The sequence below is a fragment of the Lysinibacillus sp. FSL W7-1291 genome (assembly GCF_038593415.1).
In the GTDB taxonomy this organism is placed as follows: domain Bacteria; phylum Bacillota; class Bacilli; order Bacillales_A; family Planococcaceae; genus Lysinibacillus; species Lysinibacillus fusiformis_D.
Map to the genome: position 1 here is coordinate 3079217 of NZ_CP151994.1, position 24267 is coordinate 3103483.

General features: G+C 38.0%; 24 protein-coding genes, 1 other RNA gene and 1 pseudogene. 6 read left to right on the forward strand and 20 right to left on the reverse strand.

Annotation, left to right across the window (positions count from 1 at the left end):
• Positions 1-15: 15 nt before the first annotated feature.
• The gene (locus NST76_RS14940) at positions 16-2448 is read right to left on the reverse strand and encodes an ATP-dependent RecD-like DNA helicase (RefSeq protein ID WP_058844063.1); all 2433 of its coding nucleotides are present in this window, start codon (positions 2446-2448) and stop codon (positions 16-18) included.
• A gap of 188 nt (positions 2449-2636) precedes the next feature.
• On the opposite strand from NST76_RS14940, the gene hisA reads away from it, so the two are divergent.
• The 4 genes from hisA to NST76_RS14960 all read left to right on the forward strand — a co-directional run bounded on the left by hisA (position 2637) and on the right by NST76_RS14960 (position 5397).
• On the forward strand, positions 2637-3404 hold the full coding sequence (hisA, locus tag NST76_RS14945) for a phosphoribosylformimino-5-aminoimidazole carboxamide ribotide isomerase (protein ID WP_271910490.1): 768 nt from the start codon (positions 2637-2639) through the stop codon (positions 3402-3404).
• Positions 3401-3688 (forward strand): hypothetical protein, encoded by a 288-nt coding sequence (locus NST76_RS14950; RefSeq protein ID WP_036124345.1) that lies wholly within the window; start codon positions 3401-3403, stop codon positions 3686-3688. Before hisA ends, NST76_RS14950 begins: the two co-directional genes overlap by 4 nt.
• A gap of 544 nt (positions 3689-4232) precedes the next feature.
• Positions 4233-4658 carry a hypothetical protein gene (locus NST76_RS14955; RefSeq protein WP_342544092.1) on the forward strand — a complete coding sequence of 142 codons (426 nt, stop codon included), beginning with the start codon at positions 4233-4235 and terminating at the stop codon, positions 4656-4658.
• Positions 4659-4674: 16 nt separating this feature from the next.
• Positions 4675-5397, forward strand: a complete 723-nt coding sequence (locus tag NST76_RS14960; RefSeq protein WP_036124348.1) for a GTP pyrophosphokinase family protein — start codon at positions 4675-4677, stop codon at positions 5395-5397.
• A 143-nt stretch (positions 5398-5540) separates the two neighbouring features.
• Here NST76_RS14960 and NST76_RS14965 read toward each other — a convergent pair whose 3' ends face one another.
• From NST76_RS14965 to NST76_RS14985, 5 genes are all read right to left on the reverse strand, one after another.
• The gene (locus NST76_RS14965) at positions 5541-6983 is read right to left on the reverse strand and encodes an MDR family MFS transporter (protein ID WP_101966500.1); all 1443 of its coding nucleotides are present in this window, start codon (positions 6981-6983) and stop codon (positions 5541-5543) included.
• 170 nt (positions 6984-7153) lie between these two features.
• Positions 7154-7813 carry a tetratricopeptide repeat protein gene (locus tag NST76_RS14970; protein ID WP_342544093.1) on the reverse strand — a complete coding sequence of 220 codons (660 nt, stop codon included), beginning with the start codon at positions 7811-7813 and terminating at the stop codon, positions 7154-7156.
• Between the two features lie 74 nt (positions 7814-7887).
• Complete coding sequence (mnmA, locus tag NST76_RS14975) at positions 7888-9012, reverse strand: tRNA 2-thiouridine(34) synthase MnmA (RefSeq protein ID WP_058844058.1); 1125 nt, start codon at positions 9010-9012, stop codon at positions 7888-7890.
• A gap of 76 nt (positions 9013-9088) precedes the next feature.
• Positions 9089-10237: a cysteine desulfurase family protein gene (locus tag NST76_RS14980; protein WP_036124356.1), complete on the reverse strand. Its 1149-nt coding sequence runs from the start codon at positions 10235-10237 to the stop codon at positions 9089-9091.
• Positions 10238-10639: 402 nt separating this feature from the next.
• Positions 10640-11059 (reverse strand): Rrf2 family transcriptional regulator, encoded by a 420-nt coding sequence (locus tag NST76_RS14985; protein ID WP_008181126.1) that lies wholly within the window; start codon positions 11057-11059, stop codon positions 10640-10642.
• 204 nt (positions 11060-11263) lie between these two features.
• Here NST76_RS14985 and NST76_RS14990 point away from each other — a divergent pair, with 204 nt between their 5' ends.
• Positions 11264-12544 (forward strand): replication-associated recombination protein A, encoded by a 1281-nt coding sequence (locus NST76_RS14990; RefSeq protein WP_036124360.1) that lies wholly within the window; start codon positions 11264-11266, stop codon positions 12542-12544.
• A gap of 83 nt (positions 12545-12627) precedes the next feature.
• On the opposite strand, the gene NST76_RS14995 is transcribed toward NST76_RS14990, so the two are convergent.
• From NST76_RS14995 to NST76_RS15010, 4 genes are all read right to left on the reverse strand, one after another.
• On the reverse strand, positions 12628-13344 hold the full coding sequence (locus NST76_RS14995; protein ID WP_036124362.1) for a hypothetical protein: 717 nt from the start codon (positions 13342-13344) through the stop codon (positions 12628-12630).
• A 271-nt stretch (positions 13345-13615) separates the two neighbouring features.
• Positions 13616-14134, reverse strand: coding sequence for a hypothetical protein (locus NST76_RS15000; RefSeq protein ID WP_036124364.1), 519 nt, complete (start codon positions 14132-14134; stop codon positions 13616-13618).
• 210 nt (positions 14135-14344) lie between these two features.
• On the reverse strand, positions 14345-14731 hold the full coding sequence (locus tag NST76_RS15005; RefSeq protein WP_342544094.1) for a hypothetical protein: 387 nt from the start codon (positions 14729-14731) through the stop codon (positions 14345-14347).
• 129 nt (positions 14732-14860) lie between these two features.
• Complete coding sequence (locus tag NST76_RS15010; protein ID WP_036124368.1) at positions 14861-15622, reverse strand: tRNA threonylcarbamoyladenosine dehydratase; 762 nt, start codon at positions 15620-15622, stop codon at positions 14861-14863.
• A gap of 368 nt (positions 15623-15990) precedes the next feature.
• On the opposite strand from NST76_RS15010, the pseudogene NST76_RS15015 reads away from it, so the two are divergent.
• Positions 15991-16137: pseudogene (locus NST76_RS15015) on the forward strand (IS5/IS1182 family transposase); the annotation flags it as partial.
• A 123-nt stretch (positions 16138-16260) separates the two neighbouring features.
• On the opposite strand, the gene NST76_RS15020 reads toward NST76_RS15015, so the two are convergent.
• The 10 genes from NST76_RS15020 to ssrS all read right to left on the reverse strand — a co-directional run bounded on the left by NST76_RS15020 (position 16261) and on the right by ssrS (position 24201).
• Positions 16261-17343 (reverse strand): MupG family TIM beta-alpha barrel fold protein, encoded by a 1083-nt coding sequence (locus NST76_RS15020; RefSeq protein WP_340834753.1) that lies wholly within the window; start codon positions 17341-17343, stop codon positions 16261-16263.
• Positions 17344-17367: 24 nt separating this feature from the next.
• A complete protein-coding gene (locus NST76_RS15025; RefSeq protein ID WP_036124372.1) occupies positions 17368-18693 on the reverse strand; it encodes a PTS sugar transporter subunit IIC in 1326 nt (441 codons plus the stop codon).
• Positions 18694-18739: 46 nt separating this feature from the next.
• Positions 18740-19060 carry a PTS lactose/cellobiose transporter subunit IIA gene (locus tag NST76_RS15030; RefSeq protein WP_036124376.1) on the reverse strand — a complete coding sequence of 107 codons (321 nt, stop codon included), beginning with the start codon at positions 19058-19060 and terminating at the stop codon, positions 18740-18742.
• Between the two features lie 17 nt (positions 19061-19077).
• Positions 19078-19389: a PTS sugar transporter subunit IIB gene (locus NST76_RS15035; protein ID WP_036124378.1), complete on the reverse strand. Its 312-nt coding sequence runs from the start codon at positions 19387-19389 to the stop codon at positions 19078-19080.
• Positions 19390-19616: 227 nt separating this feature from the next.
• Positions 19617-20792 carry a GNAT family N-acetyltransferase gene (locus tag NST76_RS15040; protein ID WP_271910497.1) on the reverse strand — a complete coding sequence of 392 codons (1176 nt, stop codon included), beginning with the start codon at positions 20790-20792 and terminating at the stop codon, positions 19617-19619.
• A gap of 96 nt (positions 20793-20888) precedes the next feature.
• Positions 20889-21158 carry an HPr family phosphocarrier protein gene (locus NST76_RS15045; RefSeq protein WP_036124382.1) on the reverse strand — a complete coding sequence of 90 codons (270 nt, stop codon included), beginning with the start codon at positions 21156-21158 and terminating at the stop codon, positions 20889-20891.
• A 19-nt stretch (positions 21159-21177) separates the two neighbouring features.
• Positions 21178-21897: an SIS domain-containing protein gene (locus NST76_RS15050; RefSeq protein ID WP_036124385.1), complete on the reverse strand. Its 720-nt coding sequence runs from the start codon at positions 21895-21897 to the stop codon at positions 21178-21180.
• Between the two features lie 4 nt (positions 21898-21901).
• The gene (locus tag NST76_RS15055; RefSeq protein ID WP_036124397.1) at positions 21902-22624 is read right to left on the reverse strand and encodes a GntR family transcriptional regulator; all 723 of its coding nucleotides are present in this window, start codon (positions 22622-22624) and stop codon (positions 21902-21904) included.
• A gap of 26 nt (positions 22625-22650) precedes the next feature.
• The gene (nagA, locus tag NST76_RS15060) at positions 22651-23811 is read right to left on the reverse strand and encodes an N-acetylglucosamine-6-phosphate deacetylase (RefSeq protein WP_257982877.1); all 1161 of its coding nucleotides are present in this window, start codon (positions 23809-23811) and stop codon (positions 22651-22653) included.
• A 190-nt stretch (positions 23812-24001) separates the two neighbouring features.
• A non-coding RNA gene (gene ssrS / locus NST76_RS15065) (6S RNA) lies at positions 24002-24201 on the reverse strand.
• Between the last annotated feature and the right edge of the window lie 66 nt (positions 24202-24267).

Sequence of the window (24267 nt, forward strand, 5' to 3'; positions counted from 1 at the left end):
CAAATAGTAATTATTTTAGTCATTTAAAAAATCATAAGGGGAGATATCATTCATCCCAATCATTGGATGAATATATGGTGCTGTTTCTACTGTTAGCTTTTGTGCTATGGAGACGGGATTGTTCAACTCCTGCTCCTCTATTGACATAGCCTCTACTTCCACAATTTCTTCATTGATATCCATCGGATTAAGTCTTGCACGTAAAGAAGTGAAACGCTGTAGGTCATCTGTACGCTGTAAGCCATCTGCAAGTACATCGGGTTCACCACATAAAATCAAAAAGTTTTTAGCACGAGTAATCCCTGTGTATAAGAGATTACGCCGCAGCATTTTTGAATATCCTCTGACAACTGGCATAATAACTGTTTGAAACTCAGAGCCTTGAGATTTATGAATAGAGCAGCAATAGGCTAGTGTCAATTGGTTCAAATCACTGCGTTGATAAGTTACCTCGATACCATCAAAGGATACGATCAGTAAGTCCTGTTTTTCGATCGTTTCTTTTGCTTTAATAATACTGATGACCTCGCCCATATCCCCGTTAAAAACATTGCTCTCAGGTTGATTGACCAGCTGAAGTACTTTATCTTTTATGCGATAAGTCACATCACCAAAGACCAGCTCTTTTCTTGTTCCCGTATCATTTGGATTAATGAGCTCTTGAATCATTTTATTTAAATTATCAATACCAGCCGTACCTTTATACATGGGTGCTAGCACCTGAATATTGCGAATTTCCTGTCCTTTGGCTACTGCACTTTTGACAACCTGCGTGACAACATTGGCAACTTGATCGGCTGAAGCCTTTATAAACGAACGATCAGATGTTTTAGCTGTTAAATCATTTGGAATCGTTCCCTTTTTAATTTGATGGGCAAGCTCAATAATTGTAGAGCCCTCTGCTTGTCGATAAACATCTGTTAGTTCAACAGTTGGCAGTTGCTTTGATGCTAATAAATCCTTTAACACCTGTCCTGGCCCTACTGGTGGAAGCTGGTCCTGGTCCCCTACAAAAACAACCTGGACATCTTCATGTAAAGCTTTTAATAACTGATGGGCAAGCCATGTATCCACCATAGACATTTCATCCACAATGATGAGCTTTCCTGTTACCTCACGCTCTGTTTCTTCCTCTTTTTCTTGCCCTGTAAAGCCAAGTAGACGATGAATGGTCATTGCAGGAAGCTCAGTTGATTCAGCTAACCGCTTGGCAGCACGTCCAGTTGGTGCACAAAGGATGATAGGAAATGGTTCTTCTTTTTGAGCATATTCTTTTGGATTTAATGATAAACCATGTAGCTTTGCATAAACTTCAACCACTCCACGTACAACCGTTGTTTTTCCAGTACCCGGTCCACCTGTCAAAATCATGACGGCTGAATTTAAAGCCTGTTCAATAGCATTTGCTTGTGTCTCAGCGTAGGTGACATTGAGTAGCTCCTCTGTTTCTCCAATGGCTTTTCTAATTTCGTCCTTACTAAAATGCTCAGCCTTATTATTTCGCTCAATGAGCGATACGATTTTAGAGGCAATCCCTACTTCAGAAAAATAAAGGGATGGTAAATATAATCTAGTTTCTTCACCACAAATTTTACCTTCTTCACGTAGCTCAATACAGGCTTTAGAAATGTCCTCAAACGGGATCTCCTGCCGCTGACTTTGTTGAAGCATATCCTTTACAAGCGGTAGGACATGCTCCGCATCTAAATAGACGTGTCCATCTGATAAAGCAGCTGTATTTAACACATGAAATATCGCTGCTTTGACACGATCAGGATGTTTACCAGTAATTCCTAGTTTAGCCCCTAATTCGTCAGCCCGAAAGAAACCAACGCCTTCAACATCTTCGATCAAGCGATATGGATTTTCAGTTAGTAATTCTATGGCTTCAGTTCGATAGGTTTGATAGATTTTCATACCGAGCTGTGGACCAAAGCCCCACTCATTCAGTTGAATCATCACACGTTCTAGGCCTAGATTTTGTTCGATGGTGCGATGAATAACTTCTTTTTTTTCAGTGGATAAGCGTGGAACGGCGTCAAGTGCACTAGGATCTTCTAAAATAACACGAAGAGCATTAGCCCCTAGTTTTTCTACAATCGTTTCAGCCGTTTTTTTCCCAATTCCTACAAATAAGTCACTAGATAAATAATGAATAATCCCTTGCTCAGTTGCAGGAACCTCTTTCGTAAATGTCTCGATTTGAAATTGAGCACCATATTTAGGATGCTGTTTTAAGATACCCGTAAAACGATATTGTTCATCCATTTGTAATGGTGGAAAATAACCAACAACGATAATTTCTTTATCTTCATATTGTAAGTTCGTCTCTTGTATTTTCACACGTACAATCGAATACATATTTTGTGCATTATGAAAGATAGAGACGATTGGACGTCCGAGTATAAAGAATTTATTGAGTTCAAATAAATCTAGATGATCGGTCATGTTCGGTCCGTCCTTTCTTATTGTCTTCAATCTTTTTATTTTACCATAGCCTCATCAAAATATCGTAGATAAAAATGTATTCTCTACTTTATTTTTACATTATTGCGACAAATGACAATTCTCTGCCTTTATCTCTTATTCCATGCTATGATAAATAAGAATTAGCGCACGGAAGGATTGTGAAGTTAGTGGAATTTAGACCTTGCATCGATTTACATGATGGCAAAGTAAAACAAATTGTAGGAAGTACTTTGGGTTATGCAAATCAAGCTGTCGTAGAAAATTTTATTTCTACACATGACGCTAGCTACTATGCACAAATGTTTGCAAAAGATCGCTTAACAGGTGGACATGTTATCATGCTTGGTTCTGGGAATGAAGAAGCCGCCTTAGCCGCTTTAGCAGCCTATCCTCAGGGCTTACAAATTGGTGGCGGCATCACGGCTGATAATGCACAAAAATATATTGAAGCAGGCGCTTCGCATATTATCGTGACATCCTATATTTTTCATGATGGACAGCTAGACCTAGCACGTTTAAAGTGTTTAAACCAACTGATAGGTAAAGAACGTCTAGTCATTGATCTTAGCTGCAAGATGCGTGATGGAAAGTGGTTTGTCATGACAGATAAATGGACTACATATAGTCACTTCGAAGTCAATGCAGCATCTATTGCCTATCTAGAAGATTTTTGTGATGAACTTTTAATTCATGCCGTCGATGTTGAAGGAAAAAAGGGGGGAATGCAGGAAAGCCTAGTAAGGGATTTAGCTGCCTGGACTTCTATTCCTACTACCTATGCAGGTGGTGTTCGTTCGCTGGAGGATTTAGAAAAATTTAATCAATTAGCCAACGGAAAATTGCATGTAACCATTGGCAGTGCCCTCTCTATTTTTGGTGGGGAGTTACCTTATACAGATGTAGTAAACTATTGTGAAAGAGGTGGGATCTTGTGAAGCTAATTTATAAAGATTATGTTTTTCCATTTCAAGAAACAAATTTAGAGAGAATCATAGATGGTAAATATTTTAAAGTAAATAAAAAAGATCATTCTCTTGCGATTCACGTGCAACTGGACAACGAACAAATGTTACTAGAGTTTTCAAAATCATTAAAGGCAACTTGTGGCTTGTTACGCGATCAAGAAACAGAACCGTATATCGGAACATATATTGATTTACAGGTTTTTGTCGATGAGTTTAATAAGCGCTATAACTTAAATGCTGAAATTATTACTTAAACCGAAGGGGCACTAGCTCCTTTTTTTCATTTTCTCACCTCCGTCTCCTCTATTCCTTTCAACAATTTCTGAAACCTTTTGTTTGTCATATGAGTTATATATTGTATAGCATTACGTATAAGGGGGTCACATGACTAAACTCCATATTAAACATATACTACCTTATTTTTTTATGCTTCCCGCACTTCTTATAGGAACGATCGCTATGATCTTCTACGGTGTAGACATAAGTATTTAGATACAAAATATATTCATCTGGATGTTAGGCGTTTGTTTTTGCTATGTCATTTTAAATAAAACACCCCTAATAGAACTACATAAGAACCCTCTTTTGGTCACATCTATTTTAACTATTTTACTTATTCTGCCCTTTTGGTTTAATGGCTTAGAGGGTGTCCACCGATGGGTAACTTTGGGTCCATTCAATTTTTATATGGCCAGTATTATTTTACCTATGCTCATTGTTTATTTGTGGAGGCTATCAAAAAGTAATTATGTACCATATGTTATAGGATTCATGATTCTCATAGGTGGTATTTTACTATTGCAACCAGATGCAGGGCAAATTACTGCTTTTGCTTGTGCCTCCACCATTATTTTATGGCGAGCTATAGAAAACCCTAAATGGCAGTATATTACGCTAATCATACTAACCCTATATGTCTTTACACCCTGGATTTACATCGATCATTTAGCTCCTGTACCATATGTAGAGCAAATAATATTTTTAGTAGCAGATATGGGAAGTATGTTACTTATTTTAGGAGTTGGAGCCCTTCTATTGTTAGTCTATCCATTCTTTATCACATGGAAAAAAGATATATTAGGACTCTATTTCTTGATGACAATTCTTGTCACTTTCTTTGGCCATTTTCCAATGCCTATTATGGGCTATGGAATTTCACCCATTATTGGCTATCTCATTGGGATGACAGCCACACAGAAAATAAAAATGGCACAAACCAACTAGAAAGGATTTACAAACTATGAAAACTGGACTAGAGGTAAACTCTTTAAAAACATTCCAAACTGAATTAACACGTTTCTTTTTAGCCTACAAATTTGCTCTACAGGAAGTAGAAACGAAAATAAATATATTGCAAGAAGAATTTAAGTTGATTCATGAATACAATCCAATTGAGCATATTTCCACTCGTGTAAAATCACCGAAAAGTATTTTAGCGAAGATGATGAAAAAAGAGCTTCCCCCATCCATGGAGGCTGTTCGTGAAAATATTCGTGATATAGCAGGCGCTCGCATCACCTGCTCTTTCGTGGAAGATATTTACAAGGTTAGTGCCATGTTACAGGCACAGCATGACATTGAGGTTGTTGAAGTGAAGGATTATATTGCTTATCCAAAAGAAAATGGCTACCAAAGCTTACATCTCATTATTAAAATTCCTATCTTTATGTCAGACCATATGGAAAAGGTTTACACAGAGATCCAAATTCGTACAATAGCAATGGATTTTTGGGCAAGCTTGGAGCACAAAATTTATTATAAGTATAACAAAGATGTACCCGAGCATATTCGTATTGAATTAAAAGAAGCCGCACTACAAGCAGCCGAATTAGATCGAAAAATGGAGCGTTTGAATAAAGAGATCAATATTTTAAAAGAAAATGAAGCAGAGCCATCATTACTAGACAGTACCCCTATTTCACATTTAGCGAAATACTTAACAGAACTACCTAACAATCAATGACACTCCGTTGTCATTATGACCAAAACTAAATGAACATAAAAATCCACCTAGCTTTCGGTGAGAAAAGCAAAAGACCCAATTGTCCAATGTTCTTTTTCACAGAGAGTGAGGTGGATTTTTACAGTTTTAAAGCTTTGTAACGATTATGCCTGCTCCTTGGATTTCGTCGCTACAAAGAAGGAGAAAATAAGGGCACAAATGGCAAAAACAAAGGTAGCGACATAAACATAGCTTACGCCATTCGCAATAGTTTCTTTTAAAAAGCTTACTTCTTCTAGACTAAAGCCACCTCTTGCAAATTCACCATTTAATTGAATTTCACCTTTTCCTAATGAAGCCATTTTTTCACTCGTTGCTAAGTTAAAAATCATCCCAAATAGTGCTGCCCCAATCGCTTGACTAAATGTATTTGTAAAGGAGTTTAAACCAATTGAGATGCCAAGCTGCTTAGGATTTGCCACCTTTTGAATGGAAATCATCAACATTGGCATGATAAAGCCCATTCCTAGCCCAACTAATGATGAAGCGAAATAAGCGCTGAAATCGCTAGAACCTGAAGATAGTCTTGCCAGTAATAGAGTACCCGTAACCAGTAAAATTGTCCCCATTTGAATAATTCTTTTATTCGTTAAACGCCCGATTAAATAACCTGCCATAATGGAGTTTACCGTCCAGAAAATAGACATCGGTGTTAATAATAAACCTGCTTGTGTTGCATTTTTACCAAGAACACTTTGGGCAAATATCGGAATATAAACCGTTACACCAATCACAATAGACATCCCGCTTAATGTTAAGGCATTTATGACCATTAGTCGCCCATTTTTAAACAGTGCTAACGGAATAATTGGCTCTTCAGCTCGTAATTCCACCCAAATAAAAATACTAAGGAAGACAACCGCAATTAGATACATTAGCAATGATTGACCTGATAACCAAGCCTGCGTTTTACTGTTTTCGATAATCACAAATAACAACGCCACCATGCCAATTGTAAATAGTACAGCACCTAGGTAGTCAATTTTACGCTTCACCGCTTCTATTTGCTCTTTATAATGTTTCGCAATTAAATAAATAGATGCTAAACCAAATGGTACATTAATGAAAAAAATAAAATGCCATGACACTTGGTCTACAATAAAACCTCCAAATAATGGACCAACTACGCCAGACACGCCCCATACCATACTTAAATAGCTTTGTCCTTTGGCACGCGCTTTTTCAGTCTTATACAGCTCCCCAACCATTGTTAATGTGATGGGTAAAATTGAACCTGCACCAATACCTTGGATTGCACGAAAGACAATTAATTGCTCCATCGATTGGGCTAAACCACATAACATCGAGCCTACTAAAAAAATAATAATCCCTGTAATAATCATCCGCTTGCGTCCAAATAAATCAGCTAGCTTGCCAAAAATAATCGCAGCAATAGCAGAAGCTAGTAAATAAGCGGAATAAATCCAGCTAATTAAGTCTACGCCTAATAAATCAGCTGTAATACTTGGAATAGCCGTACTTACAATTGTTCCTTCAATTGCGGCAAGTGCTGTTACAAGTAATAGTGCAATAAATACTTTATTCATCCTGTCACCTTTTCCTTTCCTGCATAACAAACATTACCAAGTTTGAACGAAAAATAAAAGAAGAAGGAATTCATTTGCTGAAAAATAATAAATGAGATTTATAGATTGCCTTGCATTTTGATAGAAAAAAGCAGCAAGTTCATCAATTGACACTCGCTGCTAATCATCTATCAGTTAAATCGTTGGGCAATCATATCATATATATATCGTGCTTGGTCATATTCAGGTTGTAATGTAAAGGCTTGTTTCAAATGATACATCGCATCTTCCGTTTGTTCTGTGGAAACGGCATAGAGCACGCCTAAATTATAATGTGCATCTGCATTATTCCAATCCTGCTCGATTAAGAGATCCAGTTCCCTCTTCCCTTCTTCAAACATTTCTAGCGCACATAGCACAATCGCATAGGTTAAACGAATTTGTGTATCTTCTGGCGCAATTTCTACGGCACGTTGTAAATAGGGCAATGCTAGTTTTGAGTTCTCCATACGCTCAAAGCATTTCCCCATCATATAATAAACATCTGCCCCTTCAATCTGATGTTTAAGTGCTTGTTCATACAGTTTTGCAGCTTCCGCATAGCGTTCCGCATTATAATATAAATTGGCTAAACCGTAATAAGCTGTCGCTGCAGTTTCATCTACAGTAATCGCCTTTTGGAAGAAACGTTCTGCACGTTCTGTATCCTCTAACACAGCAAACAAATTGCCGAAATTCACATAACCAATGGCATTTTCGGGCTCTGCTTCAATTGCTTTTGTAAATAGTTGGGCAGCATCCTCATAACGTTTTTCTTGAAATGCTTGAATGCCCTGTTCATTATAATTCATTCGTTCTTCACCTCTATGTAGCGAAAGACTGCTTCTAGAAAGCCAAGAGGCAGTAAGAGCAGTCTTAACACAAGTTATCCAACATATGTTAGTTTTTCATTACTTTTAAAGACTTCGTCAATCGTACCGCCACCCATACATTCATCACCATTGTACAGCACTACGGCTTGTCCTGGTGTAATCGCACGTACAGGCTCTGCAAATGTAATGTGTGCACGACCATCTGGTAAAATTTCTACTTCTACTGGTGTATCTGTTTGACGATAGCGGAATTTCGCTGTGCAAGAAAATTTCCCAGGCAATTTTTTTGTCGAAGTATAGTTCATTTTCACAGCAGTCAATGATGTAGAGTATGAAAACTCATTGTCAAAGCCTTGTCCAACAAGTAACACATTACGCTCTAAATCTTTCCCTAGCACAAACCAAGGCTCACCGTCTCCACCAATACCAAGACCATGTCGTTGCCCAAGTGTATAGTACATTAAACCATCATGTTGTCCCATCACAACGCCATCCATTGTTTCCATTTTGCCAGGTTGAGCTGGTAAATATTGACTCAAAAACTCCTTGAAGTTACGTTCTCCGATAAAACAAATACCTGTTGAATCCTTTTTCTTGGCAGTGGCAAGTCCAGCTTCCTCTGCAATTTTACGCACTTCTTTCTTCTCAATATCGCCAATTGGGAACATCACATGGGCTAATTGCTCCTGTGATAGTTGATTTAAAAAGTATGTTTGATCTTTGTTATCATCAACGCCACGTAACATTTTCACTTCACCATCAACACTTCGATCAATACGTGCATAGTGTCCTGTCGCTAAGTAATCGGCGCCTAAGTTCATGGCATGCTCCAAAAATGCTTTAAATTTAATTTCTTTATTGCACATCACATCAGGGTTTGGTGTACGCCCTGCTTTATATTCTTCTAAAAAGTATGTGAAAACTTTATCCCAATATTGTTTCTCGAAATTGACAGCATAGTATGGGATACCGATTTGATTGCACACTTTAATCACATCATCATAATCTTCAGTCGCTGTACAAACACCGTTTTCATCCGTATCATCCCAGTTTTTCATAAAGATCCCGATTACTTCATACCCTTGTTGTTTTAACAAGTATGCAGCCACCGATGAATCTACCCCACCTGACATGCCGACGACAACGCGAATTTGTGAGGGGTCACGTGTTTCTTTCATTGTGGTCACCTTTTCTTTTATCTAATTACAGTTGATGCTTCAAAAGTTATAGAAACATAACGTCGTATTGCGCAAATTATTTGGTAGCTAGTTTTTTCACAATTTGAGCTGTTTTTTCCGCTGCATCGCGTATATCGTTTTCCGTTAAATCTTGCCCAAAGCTAAATCGGATGGAGTTTCGTAATTCCTCTGCTCCTTGCCCGAACATCGCTACTAACACATGCGATGGATCAATCGAACCAGCGGTACATGCTGAACCACTTGATACACAAATACCTGCCATATCAAGATTCACTAGAAACGATTCTACTTCCATCCCTTTAAAGCTAATATTTAGTACATGAGGCAATGAATGCTTTTCTTCACCATTCACATGGAACGCTAGCTTTTCCTGTGTAAAAACTTCGAGCATAATTTGCTTAAAGTGATTGTATAGTGAACGCTTTTCTTCACGCAACTTATTTGCAACTTGCACAGCAGTCGCAAAACCAATAATGGCTGGAATATTTTCAGTACCTGCGCGACGTTTTTTCTCTTGTGCGCCCCCAAGAGCAAAGCTCGCTAACGGTGTTCCTGTCTTTTGGTAAAGGAATCCAACACCTTTAGGACCATTGATTTTATGTGCAGATACACTCAATAAATCCACCTGTAATTGGTTTACATCTATTTTCTCCAAGCCGTAAGCTTGAACTGCATCTGTATGGAATGTGGCATGATGCTCACGTAATAGCTCACCAATTTCAGCAATAGGCTGAATTGTACCTACTTCATTATTACCATACATAATCGTCACTAAAATAGTATCTTCGCGAAGGGCTTCTTGAACATCTTCAACCGCTACACGTCCCAATTGATCTACTGGTAAATAGGTCACCTCAAAGCCATCGCGTTCAAGTTTTTCACAAGTATGTAACACCGCATGATGCTCTACTTGTGTTGTAATGATGTGTTTCCCTTCGTTCGCACGGGCATAGACAGTGCCTAAAATGGCTGTATTATCAGCTTCCGTGCCGCCGCTTGTGAAAATAATTTCCCCTGCTTGGGCACCGATGGATTTCGCTAATAACTCACGTGCATTGTCTAAATATTTTCGTGCTTCTCGACCTGCGCCATGAATACTTGATGCGTTGCCAAAAACCTGCTGCATAGCAGTCGTCATCGCTTCTATTACTTGGCCATTCATCGGAGATGTAGCCGCATGATCGAGATAAATATATGAATTCATGTTGAAAACTCCTTTTTGATCAATTACGCCTCGACGTAATTGCCGCTGACACTTCACTTTCGCGCAGATAAACAATACGTCCATTCTTTTCAAACTAATGAGTAACAGTTAGCCTACTCTCGTCACATTCTGTGACAACGGTAACTGACCTGCATCATGCAGACCTCTCTTCAAAATCTGTGACTTTCGCCAGAGACTTTATCTTGATTCAGTGATCGTTTGAACACTCACTGAAAAAATCAGCACCGCATTCAGCTCACCCTTCATAAGTGGAGTCCTCTCCTGAATCAAGATCAGAAGCGCAAAAACCCACATCACTCATCGTAAAAATAGCCATTGCGATAAGACTATTTCACAAAATGAATGAGATTGATGCGGGCGTAGCACTTTAGCTCGAACATTTTAAATATAGAACATGTAACCTTCCGCTACATTTTCTTCTGTATATTGTGCTAGGTCTTCAATTGTCGTTGTATCTAACACATTTTTTACTGCATCGCGAATACGTAGCCATAACTCTCGTTGTGGCGCTTCCTCATTTTCAATACCCTCTACTGGTTGAATAGGCCCTTCTAGCACACTAATAACATGGGCTGCTGAAATTTCGCTAGGTGGATTCGCTAGCATATAACCACCATAAGCACCACGTACACTTTTTACTAAGCCTGAATTACGAAGCGGAGACACTAATTGCTCTAAATATGCTTCAGAAAGCTCCTTTTCCGCAGCAATTTTACGCAATGGAATCGGCCCTTCACCATAATGCTTTGCTAATTCAATCATAATCGTAAGCCCGTAACGGCCCTTTGTTGAAATTTTCATTTTATCACCCTCAATTAGTCTAGTCAAAATACTACAAACAGTATATCATAATCTCCTCTTGATGAACTCGGAAATACACCTAGAAGGATGTGATATACTAATAAATGCGATTAAAAATCGTTCAAAAATAACAATCAGCGCTTTATTTTAGCGTATAAACATGGTCGAAGCAAAAAATGACAACGACTGAAAGGGGGAACTAAATTGCATAATGAACCACTCGCTTTTCGAATGCGTCCTTTAACCCTTGATGAAATAGTTGGGCATCAGGATTTCATTGGTCCCAATACAGCCCTGTATAAAATGATTCAAAATGAACATGTACCTTCCATGTTGCTATACGGAGAACCTGGAATCGGTAAAACTTCTATTGCCAATGCCATTGCAGGAAGCTCCAAGCTCCCTTTCTTTGCACTCAATGCAACGCGAGCTGGCAAAAAAGATGTGGAGGATATTGTACAAGAAGCCAGAATCTCCGGAAAAGTACTTCTTTTTTTGGATGAAATTCATCGTTTCAATAAATTACAGCAAGATACTTTGTTACCACATGTTGAAAATGGCTCAATTGTATTAATTGGGGCCACAACAGAAAATCCTTACCATGACGTCAATCCAGCTATTCGTTCACGCTGTGGAGAAATTTACCAGCTAAAACGACTAACAAAGGAAAATTTAATTGAGTTGATTGAAAAAGCACTAGCAGATGAAAAACGAGGGTTAGGTAAATATCATTTTGTATTAACACCCACTCAAATTGAGCAAATTGCAGGAGCCGCAAACGGGGATGCGCGGAAGGCATTAACACTACTAGAATCCATTTATTATGCGAGTGATGAGGTTGATGGGCAGACGCTTGCAGCCGATCATGTTATTGAGCATCTCATTAACCGAATCGGTGTTTATGGCGATAAAAAAGGTTCACATTTTTATAATTTACTTTCCGCCTTGCAAAAATCTGTACGTGGCAGTGATACCAATGCTGCTTTATATTATTTAGCGCATTTACTGGAAACAGGCGATTTAGTGGCCGTCAGCAGGCGCCTGCTTGTGATGGCTTATGAAGATATTGGTCTTGCCAATCCCGATGTTGGTCCTCATATGCTGGCTGCCATCCAAGCAGCCGAACGACTAGGGTTACCTGAGGCACGTATTCCACTCGCAAGCGCCGTCATAGAAATGTGCCTTGCCTCTAAATCCAATTCTGCCATAGCTGCAATAGACGCTGCCATTACAGCAATTCATGAAGGCAAAACGGGTGATATTCCTCATCATTTACGAGATGCTCATTACGAGGGAGCGAAAGATTTAGGACATGTTGGCTATCAATATCCACATAACACACCCATTGGCACTTTTGGTGGTTGGGTAGACCAGCAATATTTACCGGATGAACTTGTAGGAACAGAATTTTATAAACCTGTTATTGCTGGAGAAGAAAAACGAATGGCAGGCATCTATGAAAAGCTCAAATCGTTCCATCAATAACAGCACAAAAGCAAAGTCACGATTTCCAGTACTGATAGTGACTTTGCTTTTTTACAAAATAACAGGATGGGCTGCTTTGATGATCATCCTGTAAAGCTCTGGTTATTTGCTGTGTATCGCTCTTTATAAAACAAATTTAATGGTTCTGCTACATGTCGAAGTGATGACAGAAGGGATTCTTTCCCATCCTCTTCATTGACCTTACTATGCAAAAAAACAATCAAATTATACGATTGATACAACACACTCGCGAATTCTTGATTGTTTTCTCTCACTTCAAAGCGAATTGCTTTTACAGCAATAGCTTGTGCAATTTTTTGTTCTCTTGTTTCATAGGATGGCTCTCTAGTTAATTCATCATCCGTCACTCTGTATAACCGCTTTAATGCACCATATACCTCTTGGTTTCCACTAAACCGATCCTTTAACCACTGCAAGACAAATTGTATAAGAATAACTGCATATATAAGGGAAAGACATGCATCACCACGCGACTTTTTTGCTAAGCGCTGGAAAGATTCTGCTTGTGTCACTAATTCAAAAAGAATTAAACGAATTGGGTACAGCATGGCATGACCACTATTAATGTATAACTTTTCTCGATCCCTATACATTGCCAACCAAATATCTTTGACCAATGAAATAGATTTTCTTGTAGAGAGCGCTAATTGACACTGTATAAGTTCCTTCTCAATCGTTGGTTGGATAAGTCGTTGAAATAAATGCTCATCTTCCTCACTAACTAGTAAAAGCGGTTTTTCCAAATTCGCCAAATCTAATTTTATACCGTTTACAATCATTGCCTAGCCCCCTTTCAATAAGTTCTTACAGTGTTGAATAAAATGATTATAGGAGAACCCATTTTTTAACTATAATTCGACAAAAAATCATAATTCCCTTTAAGTAAAATGATCTTTTTTTACTTTCCAAATAACAAAAAAGAACCCACGAAACAAAACGAAGCAAGTAAATCCACTTTTTTCTAGTATAGAAAAACGAGAATTACTTACAAAAGTTACGTAGATTCTTGTCGTATAGGCTATTTTCTGAAAATAGCTAGTCTAATAATGTCTAGGCTGTCAGTTCTTCATCAACAAATGCTTTGAACTGTTCCAGACACTGCTTCACATCACCCTTTTGTGCAAGCACTTCATTGCGTATCGTTGTCATTTTCTCTTCATCCTCTAGCACTTCCGTTAAGAGAGCAAAGATATCTGTTAATAATAATTCATTCTCTTCCTGTTCAATTCCCGGTAAGGAATAAGCTGCTATTGTTAATAAACGCTCCACTTTTTCAGGCGTTTTTTGCAAGGCATTCGAAGAATAATAGGTCGATGCAGCTAAAAAATAACATAATTTTGCACAACAATCGATAAACAGATGCCAATACGTATTTGCGCTTGGTAATTCCCCTGATCGATGATCAACATACTCTTTATAATAAGTTGTTACTTGACTATATAAAGGATTCAACCCTCTCATAGCTTTCGGATAATTATTAGATGTATCCAAATAGTCAAATACAATGGCATTCATTTTCTCTTGAAGTTTGACAATATCTAAATGATCACGAATTACTTGAATTTCCATTTCCCCACTCTCCCATATGTCATTTGCTGTTTTAACTTCCTGGCTATTTACTAAGTAGCTCGGAGCATCCCAAACAAACTGATCGATTATCTAATGGATGATTTAAATTATATCAATAAACTATATGGAGTAGTGAGGACATGAAAAAAATAAGACAATTTCGTGAATTAATAGCATTTTATGTACATAAGACGAACTATTTTGGTAAAATTATACCCTTTGTACATAATCATCAAATAACCAGGGTTCCTTTGCGCGATCAACAATTTCAATAATGCTCCCCTGCATATATTTTTTAATGCGCTTTTGAGGTATATAAAAATAAGCATTGTTCATAATTAACCATTCACTTAATGTGACATTATTATCTGCTTGATGATTCGTTAAGATTTTCTTATGCCGCAGAACATCCGCCATTTTATAAAAACCATCGGACAATTCATAGGCAGATACATCAAAATTAAAAATGGGGCTGACTACTTGTCCAACATCAAAAATATGTATAGTTTGCTTCTCTTCATCAATCGCTATCTCTACAGTGCTAATTTCATCGAAAAGATTTAAACCTCTATATTCCATTTGATAAATTTTTTCCATCTGTATGCGCCTCCTTTTTTCAACGGTCTAATTGTAACATAGAAAAAGTAGCTACTTCTCAAAACAATGAGGCAGCTACTTCTACGAAAATAATCCATTATGCTGTTTTTTTAAAATAATTCTCTGACATTATCCTTGTACGCGCGTAATTTTCACATCTTTTAAGATGGTATTGACTACCCAGCTCGCCGCAATTAAACCTGCTACGGACGGTACAAAGGCATTGGATGAAGGTGGCATTTTTGCCTTACGAATTGCCGCATCAGGCTTACCAACATGCTCTACGACATCAGGACGTACAACAATTGGACTTTCATCAGAAAAAACAACTGTTACACCCTTATGAATACCCTCTTTACGAAGCTTTGTACGAATTATTTTTGCTAATGGATCTGTATGTGTTTTTGATATATCCGCAATTTGGAAACGAGTAGGATCCATTTTATTTGCTGCACCCATACTCGAAATAATAGGGATATTACGTTGCAAGCATTCCTTCATTAGATGAATTTTGTACATCACTGTATCGCTTGCATCAATGACATAATCAATGCCTTGTGCGAAAAACTTTTCATAGGTTTCTTCCGTGTAAAACATGTGCATATCAATGACTTCACATGCTGGGTTAATATCTGCAATGCGCTCTTTCATGACAGCTGATTTAGATTTGCCTACAGTTGATAGATATGCCACTAGTTGTCTGTTGACATTTGTAATATCGACATTATCCTTATCAACTAAAATAATGCGACCGATTCCACTTCTTGCGCATGCCTCAGCTGCAAATGAACCAACACCACCTACACCAAGTATGGCAACCGTTGTATTTTTTAATTTTTCGAGACCCTCTGTTCCTATAGCGAGCTCGTTACGTGAAAATTGATGTAACATCCTGACACTCTCCATCTGTGTATTTTATTAGTAAACCTAGTTATATACTAAGATAAAATCAAAATCTATCTTACATTTTATCATGTTATTGTTCAAGAGAAAATTATAAAGAAAAAAATGAAGATTGCCTACTGAAAACCATCCAAATAAAAGTAATTAAACAAGGATTTTAAAATAAAGTTGGAATGCTTCCTTGGCATTATTTTCTAAAGGGAAACGGTTGATTCCACTCCAAGCTGATACTTTCCACATGCGGTGTCGAGCTACTTTCCCCGCAGGAGTCACCGTCCTTCGCTACATTCAACATCTATATAAAGTAACTCCATCAATATATGTTGATGAAAAGTAAACTTTTGAAGTGATAAACGATGATGACGAAGAATGAAATCAACGAATGTAAACAATTAGAAATGTTTACGATTGATCAATTGGTACGACAAGATCATTAAGTGCGAAAATTAAAGGCCACTATTAATTTTTCGTTTATTTATCCATTAGTAGAGAACCCCTATTCTGATTATGGATTGGTTTATCAAATATTGAACAAAGAAAGAAAAATGACAAAAGCCATCGAGAGTGAACTTCTCGATGGCTACAAGTCTGTGAGATTGATGACTCAATCCCTTTCTCACCTTTTTTCATTTTGTAAAGCCGAATGATGCCCATGGTTGAATATGTGCTAATAAAAATTGTTCTTCCTCAACAACGCTAGCGATAACATTGCTCGACCCGGCATTTGGGATTTCTTTTAGAACAATTTGTAGCTCCCCCTTATAACGAACATCCAAATTATTATCAATCGTGATATCGCCTCTTTTTAATGGTCGTGTATCATGCACAGGAAAATCTCCGTTTTTATATTTAACCCGAGATTGTGTACTACGAATGACATACTCAGAGACATCCCCTCTATTAAAATGGGGCTCTTTAAAAAGAATCGTTTCCTCTAAAATACTCGTGTCTGCTGACGGGACAACCTTTATTTCAAGCTTATTGCGATTTAATTGACCTAACGCACGTATTTCCTCCTCTGAGGCATACATATTGCCAATAATACAATCATCAATGAGCCCTGTATGCCATAAATCTTTCGCTTGTACAGTGATAGGAAGATGACGATGCTCCTCTAATGTAGGTAACCCGTACTCTGTTTGCTCCCAAGGCCCAAATTGACCATGCTGCGAGGAAATCATCGCGGCAGTTCTCAAGTTGTGTGCTTTAAAGTGGTGGGATGTTTGTAAAAAGTGCTGACGAGATAGCCCAGTAAAGCGTCTTGGATAAAAATTATGACACCCGATAATGTTCTCTTTATTGGGCTGGTAAGAAACAATATTGTCTACATATTTCGTCCCGTTACTAATGTTTAATTCTATTTTTAGATTACTTGCGTCAAGTGACATCAACGCTTCTTCCTGACCAGAAAATCCCATATCTAAACGTAAGGCTGCCAAATAATAATGTTCCTTCAAATAGCCAATATCTTTAAAGGTTAAGCCTAAATCATCAAAAACAGCTGGTGCGATATCAGCCGATATGTCAAAACCAAGCTGCTGCGCAAAGGCATTAATTTGCTGTAATTTCTGACGCTCCCCCTCCTGTTTTAATGACATCAAACAGGTAAAGATCCGATCAAAGCCATTGTCATGAGCAAGTTGAACATAGCGCTTCATTTCGTCTAGTGTACTATGCTGTGGATATAGCGAAATTCCTAATCTTCTCACTTCAAACCCTCCGTTAATTGACGCTTATACTTCTACTTTTTCCCCTTGGGATTCCACAACAGATTGTTCGCTCTGTGCTGCTAAAGCAGCCTTTTGTTCATTCTGTCTTGACAAGCGATTAGCCATGGATAAAAATGGTAAATAGATACAAATAGCTACAACAATTAAGACAATACTCAGTACAGCTCCACGCCAAGATTGCGTGACTAGGAAACCATTAATAATTGGAGGCGTCGTCCATGGAACAGCAATCGTTGCTGCTGGCACCCAACCCCATTTTGTTACAAAGAAAGCAATTGTCACATTGACCATTGGTGTCAAAATAAATGGTACAAATAAAATTGGATTTAAGACAATTGGTAAACCAAATAGTAATGGTTCATTAATATTAAATAATCCGGGAGCAGCGGATAATTTACCAACCGTATTATATTGTTTGTTTTTACGAGCAATAATGAATATTGCGATAATTAAAGCAATCGTTGTACCTGAGCCACCCATATTAATAAAAGCGTCAAAGAACGGTTTGTTAATAATGTAAGGTGCTACTTTTCCAGCAGAAATGGCTGCAACGTTAGCATCAATTGCTTGTAGATTAATCGATTGCATAAACGGCTCGATAATATTTGCCCCATGAATACCAAATGTCCATAAAAATGTTGGAATGAAGGCTAAAATAAGTCCAGCTACCCATGTATTTGTTAAGCCCATAAATGGCTCTTGAATCGATGAATAAAACGTTCCAATAATATCGGGTATATCAAACCCAGCAGAAATGATTGTACGAACTAATGCTAATAAACCAATTGTTATAATTGCTGGAAGTAATGCTGCAAATGACTTTGACACAGCGGATGGCACACCTGCAGGCATTTTAATTAAAAGCTTTGGATTGCCAGATAAACGAGAAAATAGTTCTGCGGAAATTAAAGCGGTAATGAGGGCAACAAATATTCCTCCTGTACCTGTCGTTAAACCCGTTAATCCCCCTTCACCAAACGTACCAAATGTCATATAACTGGCAAGCCCTATTACCCCACCAGATAATGCATCCTTGTCATAGCTTTTTGTCAGATGATAGGCAACACAAAAGGCTAATAATAGAGAGATAATTCCAAATGTCGCTCCCCAAATATTCCCCCCAAACTGTGTCCATGTCTCATGCTTCCAAATGGCATCGAGTGCATTTTGATATAATTTAATGGGCAAATTGTTAATAAGTACAGCTAATGATCCAACAATTGTCAACGGCATGATCGTAATAAAGCCGTCACGAATAGCAACTAAATGACGCTGATTCCCAACCCTAGCAGCAACCGGTACAAATTTTTCTTCTAAAAAACGGAACATCCACATACACTCCCTTTGCTTTTTATTGTGACATCAAAATTTGATGTTACTCCCCTTTGATTCGTTCATATAACTCAATCATTTCTTGCGCTAAATCGCGAAAAGTAATAGCATTCATTAAATGATCTTGCGCATGAATTAATAACATGGAAACCTCTACTTTTTCTCCCCTTGCTTCTTGAGACAGTAACCCCGTTTGAGCATGATGTGCTTCAATTAAAGACTCATTTGCTAATTTAATTTTTTCTTTTGCTTCCTCAACTTGCCCCTTTTTTGCTAGCTGAAGAGCTTCCATACACTCACTTTTCGTATTGCCACTATGCACAATAAGACCCATAATGGACTCCATTAATGCTGCTTCTCCCATTCCCTTTAACCCCTTTTTCATCCAATTAAGTGTAGTGCTTGCTTCAGGACATTTTCACCATTCATCATGCCATAATCTGCCATATTGATGACATCGATTGGAAAGCCCCTATCCTTGAATTTTGTTTCAAATGACCCCTTTAAATAGCGAACCTGAGGACCTAATAACAGCACATCCGCTTTTTTCGTCGCTAATACTTTTTCCACCTCACCTTCAGCAATGGCATAAATATCAGCTTCAATATTTTGCTCTTGAGCAGCTTTTTGCATCTTAGATACTAATAAACTAGTACTCATGCCCGCTACACACACTAACATAATATTTTTCATTCGAAACACTCCTTTTTATGTTTTTTTGATTGTGTAATCGCTTACTTATTTTGAGAATAGCACCTATTGGTATATACCACAATACACTTTTTACATTAATTTTATATCCGTGTAATTATTTACAAAATTGGGCTATTGTTTTTTATAGCAACATAAACGATTCTACTCAACTGGTATAGTCCAGAAAAAAATCCAAAAAAATTTAAAATTTTCAAACCATTTAGTGCTTAAAAATACTCATAAAATGCTGGCTTTTCAGTAGGCAATGCCCTTTGCCATCGTTGTAGAGTCTTTTCCACTGTCGATTGATTAGCATAGACAACAGCCTCTTTGACGGAAAGATAACCAACCATCATTGCAGAAAAAAGATTAATTGGTAGTGTTAACATATGCTTGTCAGAGACCGAATTTGTCTCAATTATGGACACTTGACCATTTTTATTTATTTGATAGACATGCTCATTCCAATGACAAAATGGATCGTCAATACGTATCGTCAATGTTTCTGTGATATCTCTCCATGGATACCGCTGCATAAAAGCTGCAACGTCTACGACTCTAACCATCACATCCTGTATGACTTCCCTTTTGAATTGCGGCTCTTTGAAATAAAAACCAAAGGGATAATGATTGCTAGTAACACCTGTAATTTGATCGACACTTGCTGCATGTGACGTAATATAACGCCATATGGCTTGCTCCGCTAAATAATTAGCTACAATAAAGTCTTGAATGACAAACGTCCCCTGCAGAATGGTATAACGAATATAGCCCTCTATTTTATCTGCTTGAAAATAGGCTGCAAAATGGCTGTCAGGGCTCCTTCTCTCAATTCTTTTCCACCAGGCATCATCTCTTACCATGCCTCCATTTTGCAATATTGCCATTATATTATGAAAATCCTTTATTTCCTTGAACAGCTCAGGCTCAACCCATTCAAAGCTCATCCGTTTGACGATATCCAGTTGTTTCCCAAACGACGGAAATTGTGCTTGTGGGATCGTGTAATGAAGCTTCTCAAAAAATAATTCCCAACCAAAATGTCGATAGAAGGACACAGAAAAAGGCGCTAAAACTGAAATGGTTTGCCCATTATCACGCATTTTTTGTAGGGCTTCTATCATGAGCCTTTTAATAATCCCTTGTTGTCGGTACTCAGGATATGTTGCAACAAAGCCGATTCCGCCCATTTTATAAGGAACACCATGAACCGTCATGTTGAGTGGCAATATTAAAAGTTGACCGACAATCTTTTTATGATCATAAGCTCCTAATGTCGTACTCTGCTCTATCCAATAATGAAAGTCCTCTCGTCGAGCCCCTGTGTATTTATTCGGAAAACAATAATCTCTTAATTGATGAATCTGCCTATAATCATTAGGCGAGACGATGTGGATATCCATATAATCACCCCTATTGCAATTCTAAAAATTCAGTTATTTACAAAAGATTCTTCTGCAGTGAGATGAAAACAATCACTGCAAGAATCTTTTGTCCTCTTAACATTCTTCTCCTATTTCTTTTGACACCATGATTTCTGTTACGGTTTGAAATAATTTTTCAATATCTGGACCAGCCGCTGAAATTTCTACTATACTACCAGGTGTTACACCCAATGACATAACGCCCATAATGGACTTTAGATTAACAGATTTTCCCTTGTACGTTAATTGAATATCACTTTCGAATGGAGTTACTGCAGTTACTAGTAGTGCAGCAGGTCTGGCATGAATGCCCTCAGGTGAAGTAATTTTATACATTTTTTTCATTTACGATGTCTCCCCTTTTTCATGTAAAATCTATACGATGTTGATAGTTGGCCATCATTGTTTCATTATGCGACCAATCCGAGTCAACATTATTGCTGACAAAAATAGGTAACTCCTTTGTCGTCTTTGCTATTATTTCGATGACTTCGCTGAACAAGGCGTTTAATAATAAGGAACCAATGACAGTAGAAGCTGGCGCATACTGCATTTCATGTAGATGCAAAACACCATCTCCAATAGGGATATGTGTATTGATCACAAAATCTACCACGTCTTCAAGCCTGTGCCCACTGTGATGACGTGCAACCTGCTCTCTATAGAGGAGCGACTGTAGAGAAAACACGTATACCCCTGACTCCTTTGCCAACAAAGCAGCATCTATAGGGGCCGCATTTCTCCCTGAAGTTGAAATGACAATGCAAACGTCATTTTCACGAAAATCAAACTGTTCCTTATGTTGTTCAATAATAGTGGGATCCTTCTCATTGATTGAGGAAGCTAGTGCTCCAGCATGTAATGCCAAAGGTTCTAGAAAAATCGGACGAACAGGTACTAAACCACCAGCTCGATAAAAAGCCTCCTGCGCTAATAGCTGAGAATGGCCGCAGCCAAATAATTGGATGATTCCACCTCTTTGAAGACGTTGAACAATGATTTGTGCTGCTTCCTTTAAATGAACAGTCTCCTGCTCCTTCACAATCTGGATGAGCTTTTCGATTTCAGAAAAATATGCATGCATATAATCACCTTTTAATTTCACTTATAAATTTATAGCGATCAGCTCGATACGTACTGCGTACAAGCTCAAATGGTTTACCGTCCGATAAATAACTCGTACGTTTGATAATTAAAACAGGTGCTGTTTGATTTATCTGTAGAAATTTACTATCTTCTTTTGAGACAATGGCTGCCTCCATTTGCTGTACGGCATTCCCAATCTTTTGATGGAACTTTGCTTCGATTAAAGCATAAAGCGAGCCCATTATTTGCTTTTCATCCAACTCTGGATAGATTTTGACTGGAATATACGTTCTTTCAATCGCCATTGGCTGAGAATCGGCATTTCTAATTCGCACCACAAAGAATACTTCTTCTCCAGGCTCAATCATTAAATCTCTTGCAATATCCACTGGTGGTATGATTTTTTCAAATCGTAACACCTTACTGCTTGGTTCCATTCCTCTAGCGCGCATATCTTCCGTAAAACTTGTTAAGCCCTTTAATGGCTGCTCCAATTTGGGATTAGCAACATAGGTACCTCTCCCTTTTTCTCGATATAACAGACCGCTGTTTACGAGATTGGTAATGGATTGACGCACAGTCATTCTACTAACATCAAATTGTGCAGAAAGTTCACGTTCTGAAGGTATCGTCTCACCAATTCTGTATTCTTCTAAATAAATTCTTTGTTTAATAATCTCTTCTATTTGTATATAAATAGGTATATGAGAATTTTTCTCTAACAAATCTTGCACCTTCCTTATCGCCTCTTTTATGATTTCTCAAATACAACTTTACCTCGACAAATCGTTTTTTGCACATTTAATTGTTGATCTAGCAAGACAAAATCTGCATCAAAGCCTTCTTCAATTCGACCTTTCATGGGAAGCTGCAATTGTTCAGCGGCATTCGTAGAAGACATGGCGACTATTTCTTGTAAGGAACAATTCGTAATGGCCTTCATATTTTTAACCGCCTGTTCCATTGTTAACACACTGCCAGCTAATGCTCCGTTCGCTAAATGGGCTCCTTTTTCACTTACATACACCGTTTGCCCACCTAAATCATATTCACCATACTGCAAGCCTTTCGCTCGCATGGCGTCCGTAATAAGAATGATCCCCTTGGCACCTTTTGTCCGATAGGCTAGCTTGACTGCTTGAGGATGACTATGCACACAATCAACAATTAATTCCACTTTGATGTTATCTTCTAATAATACCCCACCAACGACACCTGGATCACGATGATGAAATGGTCGCATTTGATTATATAAATGAGTGGCTTGACTTATACCTAATGATACTGCTTGATGGACTTCCTCTATTGTAGCATCTGAGTGACCAATAGACGGAATCACATTAAAGTTCTTTAATGCTTCAAGAAATGTGAATCCACCTTCTATTTCTGGTGCGACGGTAATTTGTTTGATACGATAACAGCTCATTTTTTGCCAATTAGCAAATTGTTCAATCGTAGGACTAATCATGTATTCTTCTGGCTGTGCACCTGCACGTATTTTCGAAACAAATGGACCTTCAACATGAATGCCCAGTAAAACGGCTTCTCCTTCTTGCTGTTCAAATTGCGCCACATTGACTAAAGCGCTTTCAATTTTGGCTATAGTTTGTGTCATAGTTGTAGCAAGGAAACCTGTAACGCCTTCTTGCACTAAGGACTGTGCTATTTCATGCAAAGCTAATGGACTAGCATCCATCGTATCATGCCCAGCTGATCCATGAATGTGCATATCAATATAGCCAGGGAGCAGTAGCCAATCATGATTTTGCCCATCAATACGTTGCACTGCCTTTCTTGACAAACACTGCCCTATTTGAATGATCTTACCATCTTCTATATAGACGTCACCCTTAAACGGCTGATCATCAGGATTAATAATCCTAACATTTGAGATTAATAATGTGTCCTTCAAACTTATCACCTCCAACCTTTTTATGAACGCTCTCCAAAAGGTATAGTTGTCTATACCAATTATATGCTCGTTCATCTAAAATAAAAAGTTATTTTTTCATATTTTCAAAATTTTTCTATAAATCTTTCTTTTAAAAATTGGCAACAAAAAAGGAGCTACTCTCAAGCTCCTTTTTAATCCTATGTATAGGACGAATCCCAATTGTGCCGTAATGCCAAGAAACATTCGTTTTGAACCCGCAATTTGCAGGGGGGTGCCCGCTTTGCAGCTTTAAACGTCCCGCTCCGCTAGGGGCATGTTTGCGACTACAAAATGAAGGCTCCCGATTCGATAGTGTTCGGTCAAAACTGTGAAGTAGATTTAGCAGTTAGACAAACACATCAGGATTCGTATTACAGTTATCATAACACCACTTTTCTGATAATTCAAACGATTTTCTCTCATAATCTATATTTT